This is a genomic window from Phyllobacterium sp. P5_D12 (genome assembly GCF_054049495.1).
The window spans coordinates 15,225-31,229 of sequence record NZ_JBFUMG010000011.1; the positions used below are offsets into that span (position 1 = coordinate 15,225).

The 16,005-nt window shown below is 55.7% G+C and carries 18 protein-coding genes; 11 read left to right on the forward strand and 7 right to left on the reverse strand.

Annotated elements, in window-relative coordinates; genetic code table 11:
* Positions 1-23: 23 nt before the first annotated feature.
* From ruvA to ACXJ5O_RS01925, 5 genes are all read right to left on the reverse strand, one after another.
* Positions 24-641: a Holliday junction branch migration protein RuvA gene (gene ruvA, locus ACXJ5O_RS01905; RefSeq protein ID WP_457298396.1), complete on the reverse strand. Its 618-nt coding sequence runs from the start codon at positions 639-641 to the stop codon at positions 24-26.
* Complete coding sequence (gene ruvC, locus ACXJ5O_RS01910; protein ID WP_262295309.1) at positions 638-1,165, reverse strand: crossover junction endodeoxyribonuclease RuvC; 528 nt, start codon at positions 1,163-1,165, stop codon at positions 638-640. The genes ruvA and ruvC overlap by 4 nt, the downstream gene beginning before the upstream one ends.
* Before the next feature lie 74 nt (positions 1,166-1,239).
* Positions 1,240-1,773: a protease adaptor protein RcdA gene (gene rcdA, locus ACXJ5O_RS01915; RefSeq protein WP_457298397.1), complete on the reverse strand. Its 534-nt coding sequence runs from the start codon at positions 1,771-1,773 to the stop codon at positions 1,240-1,242.
* 351 nt (positions 1,774-2,124) lie between these two features.
* Positions 2,125-3,321: an OpgC family protein gene (locus tag ACXJ5O_RS01920; RefSeq protein ID WP_457298398.1), complete on the reverse strand. Its 1,197-nt coding sequence runs from the start codon at positions 3,319-3,321 to the stop codon at positions 2,125-2,127.
* A 130-nt stretch (positions 3,322-3,451) separates the two neighbouring features.
* The gene (locus ACXJ5O_RS01925) at positions 3,452-4,225 is read right to left on the reverse strand and encodes a sulfite exporter TauE/SafE family protein (protein WP_457298399.1); all 774 of its coding nucleotides are present in this window, start codon (positions 4,223-4,225) and stop codon (positions 3,452-3,454) included.
* 218 nt (positions 4,226-4,443) lie between these two features.
* Between ACXJ5O_RS01925 and ACXJ5O_RS01930 the strand changes: the two genes are divergently transcribed.
* The 11 genes from ACXJ5O_RS01930 to ACXJ5O_RS01980 all read left to right on the forward strand — a co-directional run bounded on the left by ACXJ5O_RS01930 (position 4,444) and on the right by ACXJ5O_RS01980 (position 15,436).
* Positions 4,444-5,100 (forward strand): thiamine phosphate synthase, encoded by a 657-nt coding sequence (locus ACXJ5O_RS01930; protein ID WP_457298400.1) that lies wholly within the window; start codon positions 4,444-4,446, stop codon positions 5,098-5,100.
* Positions 5,101-5,104: 4 nt separating this feature from the next.
* Positions 5,105-6,160 carry a tetratricopeptide repeat protein gene (locus ACXJ5O_RS01935; RefSeq protein WP_457298401.1) on the forward strand — a complete coding sequence of 352 codons (1,056 nt, stop codon included), beginning with the start codon at positions 5,105-5,107 and terminating at the stop codon, positions 6,158-6,160.
* Between the two features lie 93 nt (positions 6,161-6,253).
* Positions 6,254-7,417 (forward strand): M20 aminoacylase family protein, encoded by a 1,164-nt coding sequence (locus tag ACXJ5O_RS01940; RefSeq protein ID WP_457298402.1) that lies wholly within the window; start codon positions 6,254-6,256, stop codon positions 7,415-7,417.
* 145 nt (positions 7,418-7,562) lie between these two features.
* Complete coding sequence (gene efp / locus ACXJ5O_RS01945; protein ID WP_106719145.1) at positions 7,563-8,126, forward strand: elongation factor P; 564 nt, start codon at positions 7,563-7,565, stop codon at positions 8,124-8,126.
* Positions 8,127-8,160: 34 nt separating this feature from the next.
* Positions 8,161-8,952 carry an inositol monophosphatase family protein gene (locus ACXJ5O_RS01950; RefSeq protein ID WP_457298403.1) on the forward strand — a complete coding sequence of 264 codons (792 nt, stop codon included), beginning with the start codon at positions 8,161-8,163 and terminating at the stop codon, positions 8,950-8,952.
* A gap of 209 nt (positions 8,953-9,161) precedes the next feature.
* Entirely contained in the window at positions 9,162-10,184 is a 1,023-nt protein-coding gene (locus ACXJ5O_RS01955) for a MotA/TolQ/ExbB proton channel family protein (RefSeq protein ID WP_112523768.1), read from the forward strand.
* On the forward strand, positions 10,184-11,215 hold the full coding sequence (locus ACXJ5O_RS01960; protein ID WP_457298404.1) for a peptidoglycan -binding protein: 1,032 nt from the start codon (positions 10,184-10,186) through the stop codon (positions 11,213-11,215). The genes ACXJ5O_RS01955 and ACXJ5O_RS01960 overlap by 1 nt, the downstream gene beginning before the upstream one ends.
* Positions 11,216-11,977: 762 nt before the next feature.
* The gene (locus ACXJ5O_RS01965) at positions 11,978-12,613 is read left to right on the forward strand and encodes a thiamine diphosphokinase (protein ID WP_457298405.1); all 636 of its coding nucleotides are present in this window, start codon (positions 11,978-11,980) and stop codon (positions 12,611-12,613) included.
* Positions 12,614-12,706: 93 nt separating this feature from the next.
* The gene (locus tag ACXJ5O_RS01970; protein ID WP_457298406.1) at positions 12,707-12,997 is read left to right on the forward strand and encodes a hypothetical protein; all 291 of its coding nucleotides are present in this window, start codon (positions 12,707-12,709) and stop codon (positions 12,995-12,997) included.
* Positions 12,998-13,152: 155 nt separating this feature from the next.
* On the forward strand, positions 13,153-13,470 hold the full coding sequence (locus tag ACXJ5O_RS01975; protein WP_114431218.1) for a YMGG-like glycine zipper-containing protein: 318 nt from the start codon (positions 13,153-13,155) through the stop codon (positions 13,468-13,470).
* A 151-nt stretch (positions 13,471-13,621) separates the two neighbouring features.
* Positions 13,622-15,436: an ABC-F family ATP-binding cassette domain-containing protein gene (locus ACXJ5O_RS01980; protein ID WP_457298407.1), complete on the forward strand. Its 1,815-nt coding sequence runs from the start codon at positions 13,622-13,624 to the stop codon at positions 15,434-15,436.
* Here the strand turns inward: ACXJ5O_RS01980 and ACXJ5O_RS01985 are convergent.
* Positions 15,433-15,798, reverse strand: a complete 366-nt coding sequence (locus ACXJ5O_RS01985; RefSeq protein ID WP_114431216.1) for a cell division protein ZapA — start codon at positions 15,796-15,798, stop codon at positions 15,433-15,435. The genes ACXJ5O_RS01980 and ACXJ5O_RS01985 overlap by 4 nt on opposite strands.
* Before the next feature lie 80 nt (positions 15,799-15,878).
* On the reverse strand, positions 15,879-16,005 hold a 127-nt coding region (locus ACXJ5O_RS01990; protein ID WP_457298409.1), incomplete at its 5' end, for a DUF4164 family protein.

A 16,005-nucleotide genomic window follows, 5' to 3' on the forward strand; every position in this document is an offset into this window, starting at 1 on the left:
AGCCATGTGTTCAAACAACCGCATCAGCGCGACAGCTCCTTCAGGCCAAGCCGGATGAGCTTTGTGGAGTCAGCGCCCTCACCCGCATCCTTCATCGCAGCGGCAATGGCGTTGGCGGCCTGATCCCGCGAATAACCGAGATTGGTGAGAGCCGAGACCGCGTCCGTAACTGGAGCCGGAGCGACACCCTCGCCCAGCCCCTGCTTCAAGCCGATCGTCCCCATCGCCTCACCAGCAAAGGCTGGCGCCTTGTTCTTCAATTCCGTTACGATGCGTTCCGCGACCCGCTTGCCAACCCCCGGCGCCCGGCTGACCATGGCGATATCGCGCAGCGCTATGGCATTGGCCAGATCAGAAGGTGTTAATGTTCCGAGAACGCTCAACGCAACCTTGGCACCAATGCCCTGGACGCTTTGCAGCAAGCGGAACCACTCGCGCTCAAGCGCAGTGCCAAACCCGAACAGGCGTATCAAATCTTCGCGCACATATGTTTCAATGAGCAAGACAACCGCCTCGCCTGGCCCGGGTATGTTGGAAAGCGTCCGGGCCGAGCAGAAGGCGACGTAACATACGCCGTGCACATCGACGATCACATGGTCCTCGCCGATTTCGTCGACAGTACCTTTGAGCTTTCCGATCATCCGAGTGCCGCCAGCTTCTGTTCGATGGCAATACGCCCGATTGCGCTTTGCCGATGATGTGCGTGGCAAATGGCAACTGCCAGTGCATCTGCGGCATCGTCGGTGTCGAATATAGCCTTCGGCATCAGCACTTTCACCATCATATGAATCTGTTTTTTCTCCCCGTGCCCGACACCGATAACAGCTTTCTTGACTGCATTCGGTGCATACTCGGCAACGTGGAGCCCGGCCAGCGCGGGTACCAGCAATGCGATCCCGCGAGCTTGACCGAGCTTGAGCGTCGCTGTGGCGTCCTTGTTGACGAAGGTATGTTCGACGGCCGATTCATGCGGCACCATCTCGTGAATAACACCGGCAAGTCCATCGTGTAGTTGACAGAGCCGGGAGGCAAGGTCGAGTTTGGCGTCTGAAAGAACGGTGCCTGCTGCAACAAAACGCAGTGAATTTCCCAGCGTCTCGATGATACCCCAGCCTGTCCGCCGAAGACCTGGGTCAATTCCTATAATACGAATCGCTTCTTTCATGCTCGAACCTTATCYACGTGTCACACATCTTGACAGCAGAAAGGTGAACAAAAGAGAAACAAATCTGTGCGTTGTTAGCGATGGCCGAACGCGGTCGCCAACAAACTGATCTGATCGGATACAGGATTGATTGAGAGGACCCGCTTTTGCTCGGTACCGGCACCATCATTGTAAATTTCATCGTCCATTTGGCGAACGCGCGCCTGCAGGCGCAATGAGCGGTGCACGATATCGCAATAGGACAGCGGGATTTCATCCCAGCCAACAACCGTTTCAGGCGCCKAGTCCGTATCAAGCCGAACTTTGGCTTTTTCTGAAAGCACTTGTTCTAGTGTCATTTCACCGCTACGCGATGCGCGTTGCAAAAGCAGCCACGATGCCACCTGCATCAGACGTGTCGTCAACCGCATTGATTCGGCCGCATAAAGCGTCGCCGCTATGCGCGACAGGCGTTTGGCCTCCTCGCGACCCTCGCCATCAAGGTAGAAAGCGGCTTCTTCCACAAGGCTCATGCCTTCATCGTAGAGATGATTGAAACTCCCCGAGCGGACCATGCGCTCTGCAAGTCTTATCGTGTTGTCTACGTGGAATTCCTGTTCGGTCATCATATGCCCTGTTACCTAAAATGCGCTGCCACGATCCGCGATTTTTCCAAAGCAGTGCTCCCTTACTGGAACAGCAAGCGAGGTATCACAACGGTCGGCTAGCAGTAGTCCCCAGCAACCTGCCTGCATCCTCACAGGAGCGCAAGTTTATCCTTAATAAAGGGTTAACGGCAGGGTTAAACTTTGGATATGAACATAAAAAAAGAGCCGCAAAAACGAGGCGGCTCTCAGGAGTCTAACAGGGAGGCGTCAAACAAAGTGGCCAAACCACTTGGTAAGAATCCAGAAAACTGGATGATCAATTTATAGATTGTAATGCTTAACGACTGGTTAACAACAACAAGAAAGTTGAGTTTATCGCGAGGCGATTGCTCTCGTCGCCGGCTTCATTGTCCCATCCCTCACCTTGCCGGCAACCGCAATTTGAGGCTTGACCGGCTTTTGCACCGGACGCCCGCCCCAACCGATGCGCGGCAGCCATTCGAGATAATAGGCCAAGGCAAATTGCGCCATGATCCCGCTCGCGATCAGTAGCGTATCGTCGAGCAAACCACCTGGATTCAGGACTTTGACGACCTGTGCCACCATAGCGAGGATCGTACCGGCAACAAAAACCGGCAGCGAATGTTTGCCTAGAATGGCCAGCGGATGATCTGGGGCGCGACGGGCCAGATTGGAGATCGCCGGCACAGAGACAATCACATAGGCGAGTGCCAGGACATGGGCCAATCGGGTCAATGACAGGAAAGTTTTATCGAAGCCYGTTAAAACCGCCGGCAGGCCCAATGACGTATCGACACCCCATAACGGCCAACGCACCCAAACCAGTGCAATCAGGATATAGGCCACGGAAAGCCCGAACAAATACTTGTTGAACCCAATGGTGCCGCCTCGGCGCACATGCATGATTCCTGCTATCCCGATAACGAACAGGAACTGCCACGACAGGGGATTGAGAAACCACACACCATTGGTCGGATAGTTTGGCGGGGCGATTTGGTACACGCCAGAAACCAGCCACAGCGTTCCTGAGAGCACAACCATGGCAGAAATGCTGATTCTTGCGATCATCAGGAATATTGGCAGCATCAACAACAGTACGCCATACATTGACAGGATATTGTTGTAACCAATCTGATGGCCCATCGTCGCAATGCCGATGAGCGCCTTTGCCGGCTGATCCATCAGCGGACCTATGTTGATGAAAGACATGAAGTCCGGGCGTTTCAGGTAAATGCCTGCGGCACAGAAAATCGCCAGCGTAGCGATTGTCGTGAGAATGTGGGCGCAGTAGAGGGTCGTAGCCCGCCGCCAAGCCTTGAGTGTTGTCAAAAGACGACTGCCCGATTCGAACTTGGAACCATAGGCGAGACCGACCGCTATACCGGAGATCAATACGAACGCCTCGGCTGAGTCGGAAAATCCAAAATTCTTGTGAGTGAGGTTCTCATAGACCGTCCCCGGAATATGATTGATGAAGATCGTCAGAAGAGCCAAAGCTCTGAAAACGTCGATACGGGTGTCCCGCTGTTTGAGCTGATTCTGTGTCATAGCGTTCACCAATATCCTGTCATGCACGGTCATTCCGCTTCCGGCCTCGATGGAAGCGACTCGCCTGGGAGGCTGTGATTGATAATGTTGACATAGGGCAAAAGTTGCGGTTGCGCCGATCAACTTTCGTTCAAAAATATGACAAGCTGGTAATTCCGTCGTAGGTGAGCTTCAGGCCCATCAGCAAAATCATTGCATACATGAATGGATAAAATACCTCCGGTCGCATCCGCTTGACGATCCAGGCGCCGACGAATGTCGCAAGGGGCGCAAGGGGTACGAGCACAGCGGAAGCTTTCAAATTTGCCGCATCAAATTGTCCGAGAGCGAAGTACGGGATGACCTTGATCGCATTGATAATGGCAAAGAAAATGACACTGGTGCCATTGTAGATCTTCGGATCCTGCCGCAGTGGGAGGGTATAAACCTGGTAGGGCGGGCCACCAGCATGGGCGACAAAACTCGTGAACCCGGCAATCGTCGACCAAAGCGTGGCCGAGACCCCGTTGTGGGATTGTGCGGTCGCGCGCCTCGTTGCGGTTGCGAAAACGTAACGCGCAAAGAAAATGATCGCAACGAGCCCAACGATCAGCTTCACCATGTCGTCCGTCACGATGGAAGCGGTGAGCCAGCCAATACCGACGCCGAGCAGACCGCCAGGCAACATCAGTTTCAATGTCGTCATGTCACGATAGCCGCGCCACGACCAAAGGCTTGCAACATCCATGATGATCAGAATGGGCAGCATGATCGCCGCAGCCTGAACTGGCGGCATGACCAGCGCCATGAGCGGGACACCGACCTGTCCCATAGCTCCACCAAGCCCGCCTTTGGAAAGCCCGATCAGAACCGTGGCCGGGACAGCAGCAGCATAGAACCACAGGTTCATCAAAAGATCGGGCATGGCGGGGATTCCGGCAGGAAGTACTTCTCCCTTTAACCCTGCTCATTACGATTGAAAAATGCTTTTTTGGAAATATGCTCCGATTTGGTGCATAAGATGTTGAATTTGCAACAAGGCAAATCGAAAGCTTTGGTCTGTTCAAACCATCCGCCATCCTCTATGCCCGAATTCCATCACGATTGCCCGGTCTATGAAGAACGATTGTAAGGTCGCAACCCATGAACATCGAACCGACACCTCGACGCTGCCGTATCGTTTTGATCGCCCCTCCGGCTGCAAGCGGGGATGAACTTGCCACGCTGCTTGACGATGCGCTTTCCGGCGGAGATGTTGCTTCGGTATTGTTGCCCGCCTATGAGGCGAATGAGGCTTTGTTCCRGACCCTCGCTGAAATTGCCGTTCCGATCATCCAGAACGCCGGCGTAGCAGCAATCATCGTCGGCAACACGCAGATCGCTGGCCGGGTCAAGGCAGATGGTCTGCATATCGAGGGTCCGGCAGCTGACATTGCAGCCAATGTGACGCGCTTTTCGCCCAAAATGATCGTCGGGACGGGCAATATCAAGAATCGACACACCGCACTGGAAATCGGCGAAGCTCAACCGGACTATGTTCTGTTCGGCAAAATTGGCGCTGACAACAAGCCGGAAGCGCACCCGCGCAACATCGATCTTGCCGACTGGTGGGCTTCCATGGTTGAAATTCCTTGCATCATTCAGGCGGGCAACACCCTCGACAGCATCCCCGAGGCCGTAGCAACAGGTGCGGAATTTATCGCTCTTGGTTCGGCCGTTTTTGATGGAGCAGATCCGGCAGGGGCTGTCCGGGAGGCCAACCGGCTTCTTGACGAGCACGCGCCTAAATTTGAGGAATAATTCTATGGGAGCAAGATCRGGAAAGCTCGTCTGTTCTGTTGCGGCCGCACTGATGGCCATGCCGGTTTTTGTCGCGGGAGGCCTTGCCCAAACTGCTCAAACACCTGCGGAACCAACGACTACTCCTGCACCCGCCATGCCGGCCTCGCCCGAAACGACTCCGAAGCAAGCCAAGCCTAAATCACCCAATGATCCCGCTCTCGATACGATCAACCCGACTCGGTTTGGCAAAGGTCCAGAAGATGACGCCTTTGGCGCCTACCAACGCGGTCTCTACAAAACGGCTTACAACCTGGCTTTGCCGCGGGCGGAGGCCGGCGATCCAAATGCCCAGGTCTTGCTTGCAGAAATTCTGGCCCGTGGTCTTGGTGTCCCGATTAACATGCAGGAATCCRCAGACTGGTATGGCAAAGCCGCCGACCAGGGATTACCAGAAGCTCAATTCCGCTACGCAGTAATTCTGCTCCAGGGGAAATATGCTCCAAAGGATCCCAAGAGGGCGAAGGAGTTGATGAAAGCCGCGGCCGACGCCGGAAATGCTCCGGCAGAGTTCAATTTTGGTCAAATCTTGCTGCAAGAACGACCAGGCGCCACAGGCGTCGAAAACGCTTATCCCTGGTTCCAGAAAGCTGCAGACAAGGGTCTTCCCGATGGGGAATATGCACTGAGCCAAATTCTCGCGAACGGCACACTGACTATTCCGCGCGATGACGCCAAGGCGCGGCAGTATCTGGCGAAAGCCGCTGTGAAGGGATACGACACGGCTCAACTCGATCTGGGGAGCTGGCTCGTTACGGGCCGTGGCGGAGCAAAAAATTATAAAGCTGGGTTCGGCTGGATGTTGCGTGCGGCAACGGGCGGCAATGTCGCAGCGCAAGCGCGTCTCGCCAAACTTTACCGCGACGGTATTGGGGTCGAGGGCGATTTCATCAGGGCTGCTGCATGGTACATCGTGGCCAAACGTGCAGGGTTGAATGATCCCGAGCTTGAGTCATTCATGGCCGGCCTTGATGATAGCCAGACCCAAGCCGCAATCACGGAAGCAAATAAATTGCAGTGAACTCGTCTTGATCCAAAACGTTGACGCGCTGATCATCGGCGCAATAGATTTCGGAACGTACCGATACTGCAACCATTCGATGGGAATCCAAAAATGCCGTTGATCAACCGCGCTCACGAGATGCAGCAGCACGTCGCCGAATGGCGCCGGCACCTGCACCAAAATCCCGAGCTCATGTATGACGTGCATGAAACGTCGCGGTTTGCCGCCGAGAAACTGCGTGACTTTGGCTGCGACAGCGTCGAGACCGGCATTGGCAAGACCGGCCTAGTCGGCATTATTCGTGGGCGGCATGGCGATGGGCCAGTGATCGGGTTTCGCGCGGACATGGACGCTTTGCCGATAACCGAAGTGAGCGGAAAATCCTGGACGTCCAATATACCCGGAAAGATGCACGCGTGCGGCCATGATGGCCACACCGCAATGCTGCTTGGCGCAGCACAGTATCTTGCCGAAACCCGCAACTTCAAAGGTACGATCGCTGTCATTTTTCAGCCTGCTGAAGAAGGCGGCGCTGGCGCGCTTGCCATGATCGACGATGGTTTGATGGAGCGTTTCAGGATCAGCGAAGTTTATGGCATGCACAACGCCCCCGGCCTGCCGATTGGTCAATTCGCTACTCGCAAGGGTTCGATCATGGCGGCGACTAACGAGTTCGAGATAACGGTAACAGGGCGGGGCGGTCACGCGGCAAAGCCTCAATCGGCGATCGACCCCGTGGTGATTTCCGCCCATATCATTCTCGCCCTGCAGTCGGTCGTGTCCCGTGAGACAGATCCTCTGAACTCATTGGTCATATCCGTGACACAGCTCAATGGGGGCGACGCATCTAATGTCATTCCGGATGTCATCAAGCTTGGCGGTACAGTGAGAACCCTCTCACCGGAAGTTCGAGCGTTCGCGCAACAACGTCTGACCGAAGTCGCTGAATCGACTGCGGCAGTCTTTGGCGGCAAGGTAGAAGTCAACTATCATCAAGGTTATCCCGTAACGTTCAACCATGAGCGGGAAACCGAGTTCGCGGTCAGCGTCGCCCAGACGATTGTCGGCAACGCTGCAGTGACGACGGACATGCCGCCCGTGATGGGTGCCGAGGATTTCTCCTATATGCTGGAGAAACGGCCGGGCGCCTTTGTTTTTATCGGCAATGGCGATACTGCGAGCCTGCACAATTCAGCGTATGACTTTAATGATGATGCAATTCCTTATGGCATCAGTTACTGGGTCTCATTGGCGGAAACGGCGCTGGCCGCCTGAACTCGCGAGTAAAAATCGGAAGAACGCCTTATGGCTGTTTTCGTGCCCACTCTTGCCTATTTGACGAATTTGTGGTCTTGGAGCGCCATTCTTGACCGCCGCCGCAGGACTGGCGCGGGTATCCAACACAAATCCGAGTAGAMAAATGAAAATCAACGGCAATGAAATCCGCACCGGCAACGTGATTGAACATGATGGCGGCCTCTGGGTTGCTGTCAGGACCAATCATGTCAAACCCGGCAAGGGTGGTGCTTACAATCAGGTCGAGCTGAAAAACCTCATTAATGGTACGAAGTTGAATGAGCGTTTCCGCTCTGCCGAGACCGTTGAGAAGGTCCGCCTTGAGCAGAAGGATTTCTCCTTCCTCTATGAGCAGGGCGAAGCGTTGATTTTCATGGACACCGACAGTTACGAACAGCTTGAACTGCAAAAAGATTTTGTTGGTGACCGCGCCGCCTTCCTTCAGGACGGTATGATGGTCACGGTGGAGCTTTACGACGAGCGCCCGATCGGCATTTCGCTTCCGGACTATGTAACGCTGGCAATCACCGAGGCCGATCCGGTCGTCAAGGGTCAGACAGCGGCGTCTTCTTATAAACCGGCAGTTTTGGAAAACGGCATTCGCGTTCTCGTGCCCCCCTTTATCTCGTCGGGCGAACGCATCGTCGTTGATACAAACGAACTGACTTATGTTCGCCGCGCCGATTAAGCTAATTTTGATTTTGACGGAGAAATAACCCGAAATGGCGCGTTCAGCGATTCTCAACGTAATGGTGCAGGCTGCTATGAAAGCCGGCCGCTCGCTCGCTCGCGATTTTGGCGAAGTACAAAACCTGCAGGTTTCGTTGAAAGGACCTGGCGATTATGTCAGCCAGGCCGACAGGAAAGCCGAAGAAATCGTCTACACCGAACTGCGGCGGGCCCGTCCCGACTACAGCTTCCTGATGGAAGAATCGGGCGTTGTCGAGGGCACTGACGGCCAACACAGATGGCTGGTCGATCCGCTCGACGGCACCACCAATTTCCTGCATGGCATTCCGATTTTTGCCGTTTCGATTGCACTTGAGCGCCAGGGCCAGATCGTGGCAGGGGTCATTTTCAATCCAGCCATGGACGAGCTTTACACAGCGGAGCGCGGCGGTGGGGCATTTCTCAACGACCRCCGGCTACGCGTTTCAGGACGCAGCAAGCTGGTTGACTCCGTTATAGGGACTGGCGTTCCCCACCTCGGTCGCGGTKATCACGGCAACTACCTTTTGCAGATGCGCAATGTCATGGCCGAAGTATCCGGGATCCGCCGCATGGGCGCGGCTGCTCTCGATCTTGCCTATGTCGCAGCAGGCCGCCTCGACGGTTTCTGGGAAGAAGGCCTTTCACCGTGGGATATTGGCGCTGGTATCATTATGGTTCGTGAGGCTGGAGGCTTCGTCACAAATCTCGATGGCGAGCAAGACGTGATCGAAAGCAAAGCTATCATCGCGGGCAATGAGGCAATCCAACGCGCCCTTCTAAAGACCTTGAAAAAGCCCGTCTAGTCGCTGCAATTGTTGCATGTCCGGAACAACAAAGGAGTTTTGCTCAAACAAGAGCAAATTCCACCTTTCGGGCACCTTTCAATTTCACCATAATTTCGGTTAGGGTCGCAGAAATCGATTTGACTTGCGCGGAAAGCGTGCAGGCAAAGTGATTTTATGTTCATTGTGCATCTGTTAGGTGCACCGGATTGCGATGCGGAGACGACACGATGGCTGATTTCAGTTCGACCCGCCAGGGTATGGACGGCGATGATTTTGATCCTTACCGGCTCTCCAGCCCGCGGTTCGTACTTTTATCGATGGCGATCTTTCTGGCAATCGTTGCCTTTCTTGCCGCCATTCTATTTCGCCAGATATCGGTCTTCTTTACCACCAATCCCGGCCTCAATGGCTTGATCGTCGGCGTTCTTGTCGTGGGTATCCTCCTTGGGTTTGGCCAGGTAATTCGGTTGTTTCCCGAGGTTCGCTGGGTCAATTCTTTCCGAAAAGGCAACAATGATCCGAATGCCAAGCCAATCATGCTCGCGCCGATGCGCGCCCTCATCGGGCGACGTCAATCCATGGCGCTTTCAACCAGCGCGATGCGCTCCATGCTTGATTCCATCGCTGCACGGCTTGATGAAACCCGTGATATCTCCCGTTATCTCATCGGCCTCCTGGTGTTTCTCGGTCTCCTGGGAACCTTTTGGGGACTTCTCGAAACAATCGGTTCCATCGGCCAGACCATCCAGTCACTCGACCCGCGGGCTGGCGATGCCAATAGCGTCCTCGACTCGCTGAAGGCCGGTCTTCAGTCTCCGCTCCGCGGTATGGGCACGGCGTTCTCCTCCTCGCTCTTCGGCCTTTCCGGATCACTCATACTTGGTTTTCTCGATTTGCAGGCGGGTCGAGCTCAAAATCGCTTCTACACCGAGTTGGAAAACTGGCTATCGAGCGTCACGGATCTTGGCTCCGACCTGCACGCGCTCGATGCCGCCAGCAGTGGTGCCTCCGATGAACTGCGCGCATTGTCGGAACGCCTGCAAAACATTCAGGAGACCGGCGGATCGAGCCAGCGCACAACCGCCGCCCTGGCAAGCCTTGCCGAAGGTATCCAGGGCCTTGTGAAGAACATGCGGTCCGAGCAGCAGATGATGCGCGATTGGGTGGAAAAACAGTCCGACGAACAAAAGGCCATTCGTCAAACACTCGCTAAATTGGGCGATGCTATCGCTCGCGACAAGGCAAACTGATGGCCCTCGGTCGTAACCGCAAAGCCATTCGCCATGTTGATTATTGGCCGRGTTTCGTCGACGCGCTGTCGACGCTGCTCCTGTCGATCATGTTTTTGCTCTCGGTTTTCGTTCTCGCACAGTTTCTCTTGAGCCAGGAAATCACCGGCAAGGATGCGGTGCTCAATCGGCTTAACTCGCAGATCAACGAGCTCACACAGCTATTGTCTCTGGAACAGGGCAACAAGCAGGATCTCGAGGATACAATCGCCAATTTGCAAGCTTCACTGACGAGCGCGCAAAATGAGCAGTCGCGGCTTCAGTCACTGCTTTCCCAAGGCGCTGGCGCCGGGGCGGCGGCGGAGGGCAAGATCACCGAGCTGTCGACCGGGCTTGAGAACGAAAAACAAATCAGCGCTCGCGCACTTTCGCAGGTCGAAATTCTTAATCAACAGATCATGGCGTTACGCAAACAGATCGGTGCCCTCGAGGAGGCGCTCAACGCATCGGAGTCGCGTGACAAGGAATCGAACGCCAAGATTGCCGACCTCGGCAAGCGGCTTAACGTCGCTCTCGCGCAACGCGTGCAGGAGCTTAATCGCTACCGCTCGGACTTTTTCGGCCGTCTGCGCGAAATTCTTTCCGACAGGGAGAACATCCGCATAGTCGGCGACCGTTTCGTCTTCCAGTCTGAAGTGCTGTTTCCGTCAGGAACAGCGATCCTCAATCCGGCCGGTTCCGAAGAGATGAAGAAGCTTGCGGCTGCCTTGATCGATCTGCAGAAGGAAATCCCTGATGATATCAATTGGGTTCTGCGCGTCGATGGCCATACAGACGACGTCGCTCTTTCCGGGACTGGTCAGTTCAAGGACAATTGGGAGCTTTCTTCCGCACGCGCCATTTCCGTCGTGAAATTCCTGATTGCCAACGGTGTTCCAGCAAACCGCCTCGTCGCTGCGGGCTTCGGCGAGTTTCAACCGCTTGAGCCTGGTGGCACACCGGAAGTACGAGCCCGTAACCGCCGTATTGAGCTGAAATTGACTGAACGCTAGAGCGCTCCCATCATGTCAAAGAACCGGGTGTGCTTGCCCCTTGCCACACCCGCTTTTGCGTCTGGCCATTGCTTGCATTGTGGGAAGACAGGCGGTCGTCGAAGCGCGTCTTGGTAGATAAGTAGTGCGATCCGAAGACCGCCCGCTAACGTTTTCCCCCTGCGGCCAGCTTCTGCTTGTTCCGCGGGGCGAGTGGATGAACGCCTGGAGTCCGGGCCCATCGTCGCCGTCGGTGCAGTGTCCGCACGATTGGCGTTGGCGTCAACAATGGAGGCAATATCTGCCTAAAATGCGCAGATTGACCCCCGAAGACGAACAGGTCGGCCAGCGCTTGGGTCCGTTGCCCGCCCGCTGACACGCCGTCCTTCCCCACTTTCGAACGGCTCCGGAAGCAGCTCCCCATGGAAAGGACGGGGATAGAATAACCGAGGTTTGGAGAGCGTGGATAAGTAGCCACGACTATTTTTTGTCGGAGGGTTGATCGGGGTGCCTTCAAGGCTGCTGATCAGCCGGATGGCAAAACTGCTGTGCGTGGTTCGACAAGCTCACCATGAGGGAGGTGGGTTGATGGCAGGGAGCCCAGATACGGCAACGTTCCTATCCCTATCGCGAGCAACGTTCCTGTCGCGACGCCGCCGGTTATCGTGCAGCCCACCCAACTCCGTCATGGTGAGCTTGTCGAACCACGCACAGCAGCATTGCCATCCGGACGGCTCACAGGCGCATCTATCCCCCCGTCCTCACGCATGCTATGGGCGATCCATGATCAAATTCGTTATCCTTCTTGGTGGAGCCGTCCATGTTACCGATCGTCTCCTGCGTCTTGTCGCCGGGGCGCGCGTGCTTGCTGCCGATGGAGGAATCGCCCATGCAGCGCCGCTAGGGCTGAAGCCAGAACTTTGGCTTGGCGATTTTGATTCGACCTCGGCGGAGCTCGCAGCACAGTATGCCAAGGTTCCGCGAATGGAATTTCCGTCCGAGAAGGACATGACCGACGGCGAACTCGCCCTGAACGAAGCCTACCGGCTGGGTGCGACTGAAGTTGTCCTGTGCGGGGCTTTTGGCGGCGAGCGCACCGATCACGCACTGCTGCATTTGACCATGGCGACGCGGTATGCAGCCGAAGGGAGGAAGCTTATTCTCTCGAGCGGTGATGAAGAGGCGCATCCTCTGGTTGCAGGCTCGTATGACTTTGATTTTGTGGATGGAACCCTTTTCAGCATTGTTGCATTTTCGCAATTAAGCGGGCTTTTTATCCATGGTGCGCGCTGGCCGCTTGAAAATGTGGAACTTTCTTTCGGTTCATCGCTTACAGTGTCGAATGCCGTGCGTGGGAATCTCCACGTGTCAGTTCATTCGGGTAAAGCGATCCTTATCGCTGCGCCGCAAATCGCCTGACGCTTGTCAAATAAAAGCGGAAAGTGTAGTTGTTGGCAGCCAGCATTGGGGACGCAAGCTGATGAGTTTGGTTTTAAAACGGAGAGGTCTTCCATGTTGAAAAGTTTATCCACGATTGCAGTCGCAGGGCTTTTGGCGCTCTCGGCTGCCGGTTGTACGACCAGTGATCAGCGCGTCGCCGGTTATGGCCTTGGCGGTGCAGCAATAGGCGCATTGGCAGGTGGTGCAATAAATGGTGGAAAAGGAGCTCTCGCAGGTGCCGCGATCGGTGGTGCCGGTGGCGCTCTGGTAGGTGCTGCAACGAATAACAACAATGGCGGCCGCTATTGCACTTACGAAAATCGCTATGGCGAACGCTATCGCGCGCCATGCCGCCGTTATTAATTTTGCATTTAAGCTAGAAAAAGACGGGCCGGAAATTTCCGGCCTGTTTTGTTTTCGAGGCTGCCAATCTTCGGCTAAGCCCCAGCGATCTTTCTTCTGCCGCATTATCTACGCAGAGTTTGGCTCGTATTATTTCGATGTGAGAGGATTTTAAGATGACAATTCGTTTAACTGCAATTGCGGTTTCGGCACTTCTGGCTTTGTCCGTAGCCGGTTGCGCGACGAGTGAGCAAAATCAACGTGCCGGGACGGGCGCTTTGATCGGCGGCGGCGTTGGTGCGTTGGCTGGCCAGGCTCTTGGACATGATACGAAGAGCACCGTCGTTGGTGCAGCAGGCGGCGCACTTCTTGGTGCAGCCATCGGAACCGCAACAACCCCGAGAGGACAAAGCGGCAACTATTGCCGTTACCAGCGGCGTGACGGATCCATCTACGAGGCTCCCTGCGAAGGCAACGGCGGTGGCGGTTACTGATCGTAACCGCTCGACCTAGAGCTTTTGTGTAGGTACAGCAGGCCGGAAATTCCGGCCTGTTTTGCTTTATGGCATTTGACAGCGGCAATAATCTCGCCGACAAGCACGGCAATCTTCGATCGTGGCTTCATTTCCAGAACTGTAAACTTGTATGGCTCCCCCTCTTCTCCGTCTTGACCAGATAGCGCTGACTTTTGGTGGCACGCCGCTTTTGAGCGACGCGGCCATTTCCGTCAGCGAAAACGATCGCATTGCGCTGGTCGGCCGCAATGGATCGGGTAAATCGACGCTGCTGAAAATTGCGGCCGGATTTATCGCGCCGACCGATGGCGAAGTGTTCAAGCATCCAGGTGTGACGGTACGCTATCTGGCGCAGGCTCCCGATATGGAAGGCTTTGCCACCGTACGCGCCTATGTCGAGGCGGGTCTTGGTCCGGCTGACGATCTCTACCGGGTCAGCTATCTGCTCGAACATCTCGGCCTGACTGGCGAGGAAGAGCCGGACAACCTTTCCGGTGGCGAAACGCGCCGTGCCGCCTTAGCCAAGGTGCTGGCGCCGCAACCAGACATTCTATTGCTCGACGAACCGACCAACCATCTGGATCTTACAACCATCGAGTGGCTGGAAGACGAGTTGCGTCAGATACGTTCCGCGATCGTGGTTATTTCCCATGACAGGCGCTTTTTGGAAAACATCAGCCGTTCGACCATCTGGCTGGATCGCGGCGTGACCAAACGGCTCGAGCAGGGCTTCGGCGCTTTTGAGGAATGGCGCGACAAGGTGCTGGAGGAGGAAGAGCGCGACCTGCATAAGCTCGGGCGGCAGATCGTACGGGAAGAGCATTGGCTGCGCTATGGCGTGACAGCCCGGCGCAAGCGCAATATGCGGCGGCTTGGCGATCTGCAATCCATGCGCAGCGAGTTTCGCAATCATCGCGGCGCGCAAGGCAAGGCCGTGCTGAAAGCCAGCGATGCGAGAGAGTCCGGCAAGCTCGTCATAGAGGCGGAACATCTCGTCAAAGCCTATGGCGACCGGGTGCTGGTCAATGATTTTTCAACGCGGATACAGCGTGGGAATTGTGTGGGATTCGTCGGCCCCAATGGGGCAGGCAAGACGACACTGCTGTCGATGCTGACCGGGGTACTCGCGCCGGATAGCGGCTTCGTCAAGCTCGGCACCAATCTTGAGATCGCCATCCTCGACCAGAAGCGCGACAGTCTCAATCTCGAGCAGACGCTGTCGGACTACCTGACCGACGGGCGCGGCGAGAATGTCATCGTCAATGGCGAGCAACGCCACGTCGCATCCTATATGAAGGACTTTCTGTTCCAGCCGGAGCAACTGCGCACGCCCATTCGCGAGCTTTCCGGCGGCGAAAGAGCACGGCTCATGCTGGCGCGAGTACTTGCCCGGCCGGCCAATCTACTGGTGCTCGATGAGCCAACCAACGATCTCGACATGGAAACGCTCGATCTGCTGCAGGAACTGGTAGCCGGCTTCGCGGGTACCGTCCTCCTTGTCAGCCATGATCGCGATTTTCTCGACCGGACGGTGACATCGGTGATAGCTCCGGAGGGCAATGGCCGCTGGCTCGAATATGCCGGCGGCTATACGGACATGTTGGCACAGCGCAAGGAAGCCGCCTTAGCGACGCGCAAGGAATTGAAAGCCGCAAAGCCCGCCGGCGGTTCGGTGGAAAAGACAGTACCGGCGCAGCGCGAAGAAAAGCGCAAGCTCTCCTACAAGCAGAAGTTCGCGCTGGAAACTTTACCGGGAAAGATTGAAGCGCTGCACGTTGAGATTGCAACGTTGGAGAAAAAGCTGGCAGATCCGCAACTTTTCGCCAAAGACGCGGCGCTGTTCAACAAGACGGTCGATGAAATCAGCAAGAAGCGCCATAGCCTTGAAACTTACGAACACGAATGGCTGGAGCTCGAAATGCTGCGGGAAGAAATCGAAGGCTAATTCGCTTTTGGCGCGAGCTTGGTTGCAAGCGTCTCGATACGGGTCGTAACCTCGGACAGCACGCCGGTGATAGCAGCGTCGTTATTGTCAGCCTTGGCCAGGGCCTCGTCGCGGCTCTTTCGCAGCGCTTCCGCCTCGTTTTCGAGACCCTTGACCCGCATCTGCAACTCGCTGAGCTCATCCATGACCATGATGCCGGCCATGACAGTCAGGCGCAGATCTCCGATTTCGCCAAAAGACGATTTGAGATGCGTGACGTAGCGGTCAAAGCGCTCGGCAAGACCTGTCAGGTGTTGTTCCTGGCCTTCGTCGCAGGCCATTCTGTAGGCTTTGCCGTCGATCGTAACTGTTACCGTGGCCATGGTATGCTTCTTCCCGGTTTAACTCTTTGTTTTGTCGCATTTCCTGACGGAAAACCGTTTCACACTTTTCCTGGAAATGCCTAGCGATCAAGCACAGTACGGATGGACTCCATCGCAGCCACAAGACGGCGCGAAACTTCCTTGTTTGCCGCTTCGAGGCGTTCGGCCCGTCCTTCCGACGCATCGAGTTCCTGGGCCAGCTTGCGC

Bases quoted from the DNA above. Each gene is read 5' to 3' on its own strand.
- ruvA (WP_457298396.1), bottom strand. From the start codon at position 641: ATGATCGGAAAGCTCAAAGGTACTGTCGACGAAATCGGCGAGGACCAT.
- ACXJ5O_RS01985 (WP_114431216.1), bottom strand. From the start codon at position 15,798: ATGGCCACGGTAACAGTTACGATCGACGGCAAAGCCTACAGAATGGCC.
- ACXJ5O_RS01970 (WP_457298406.1), top strand. From the start codon at position 12,707: ATGTTGAAAAGTTTATCCACGATTGCAGTCGCAGGGCTTTTGGCGCTC.
- ACXJ5O_RS01940 (WP_457298402.1), top strand. From the start codon at position 6,254: ATGCCGTTGATCAACCGCGCTCACGAGATGCAGCAGCACGTCGCCGAA.
- ACXJ5O_RS01955 (WP_112523768.1), top strand. From the start codon at position 9,162: ATGGCTGATTTCAGTTCGACCCGCCAGGGTATGGACGGCGATGATTTT.
- ACXJ5O_RS01965 (WP_457298405.1), top strand. From the start codon at position 11,978: ATGATCAAATTCGTTATCCTTCTTGGTGGAGCCGTCCATGTTACCGAT.
- ruvC (WP_262295309.1), bottom strand. From the start codon at position 1,165: ATGAAAGAAGCGATTCGTATTATAGGAATTGACCCAGGTCTTCGGCGG.
- ACXJ5O_RS01925 (WP_457298399.1), bottom strand. From the start codon at position 4,225: ATGCCCGATCTTTTGATGAACCTGTGGTTCTATGCTGCTGCTGTCCCG.
- ACXJ5O_RS01975 (WP_114431218.1), top strand. From the start codon at position 13,153: ATGACAATTCGTTTAACTGCAATTGCGGTTTCGGCACTTCTGGCTTTG.
- ACXJ5O_RS01980 (WP_457298407.1), top strand. From the start codon at position 13,622: ATGGCTCCCCCTCTTCTCCGTCTTGACCAGATAGCGCTGACTTTTGGT.
- efp (WP_106719145.1), top strand. From the start codon at position 7,563: ATGAAAATCAACGGCAATGAAATCCGCACCGGCAACGTGATTGAACAT.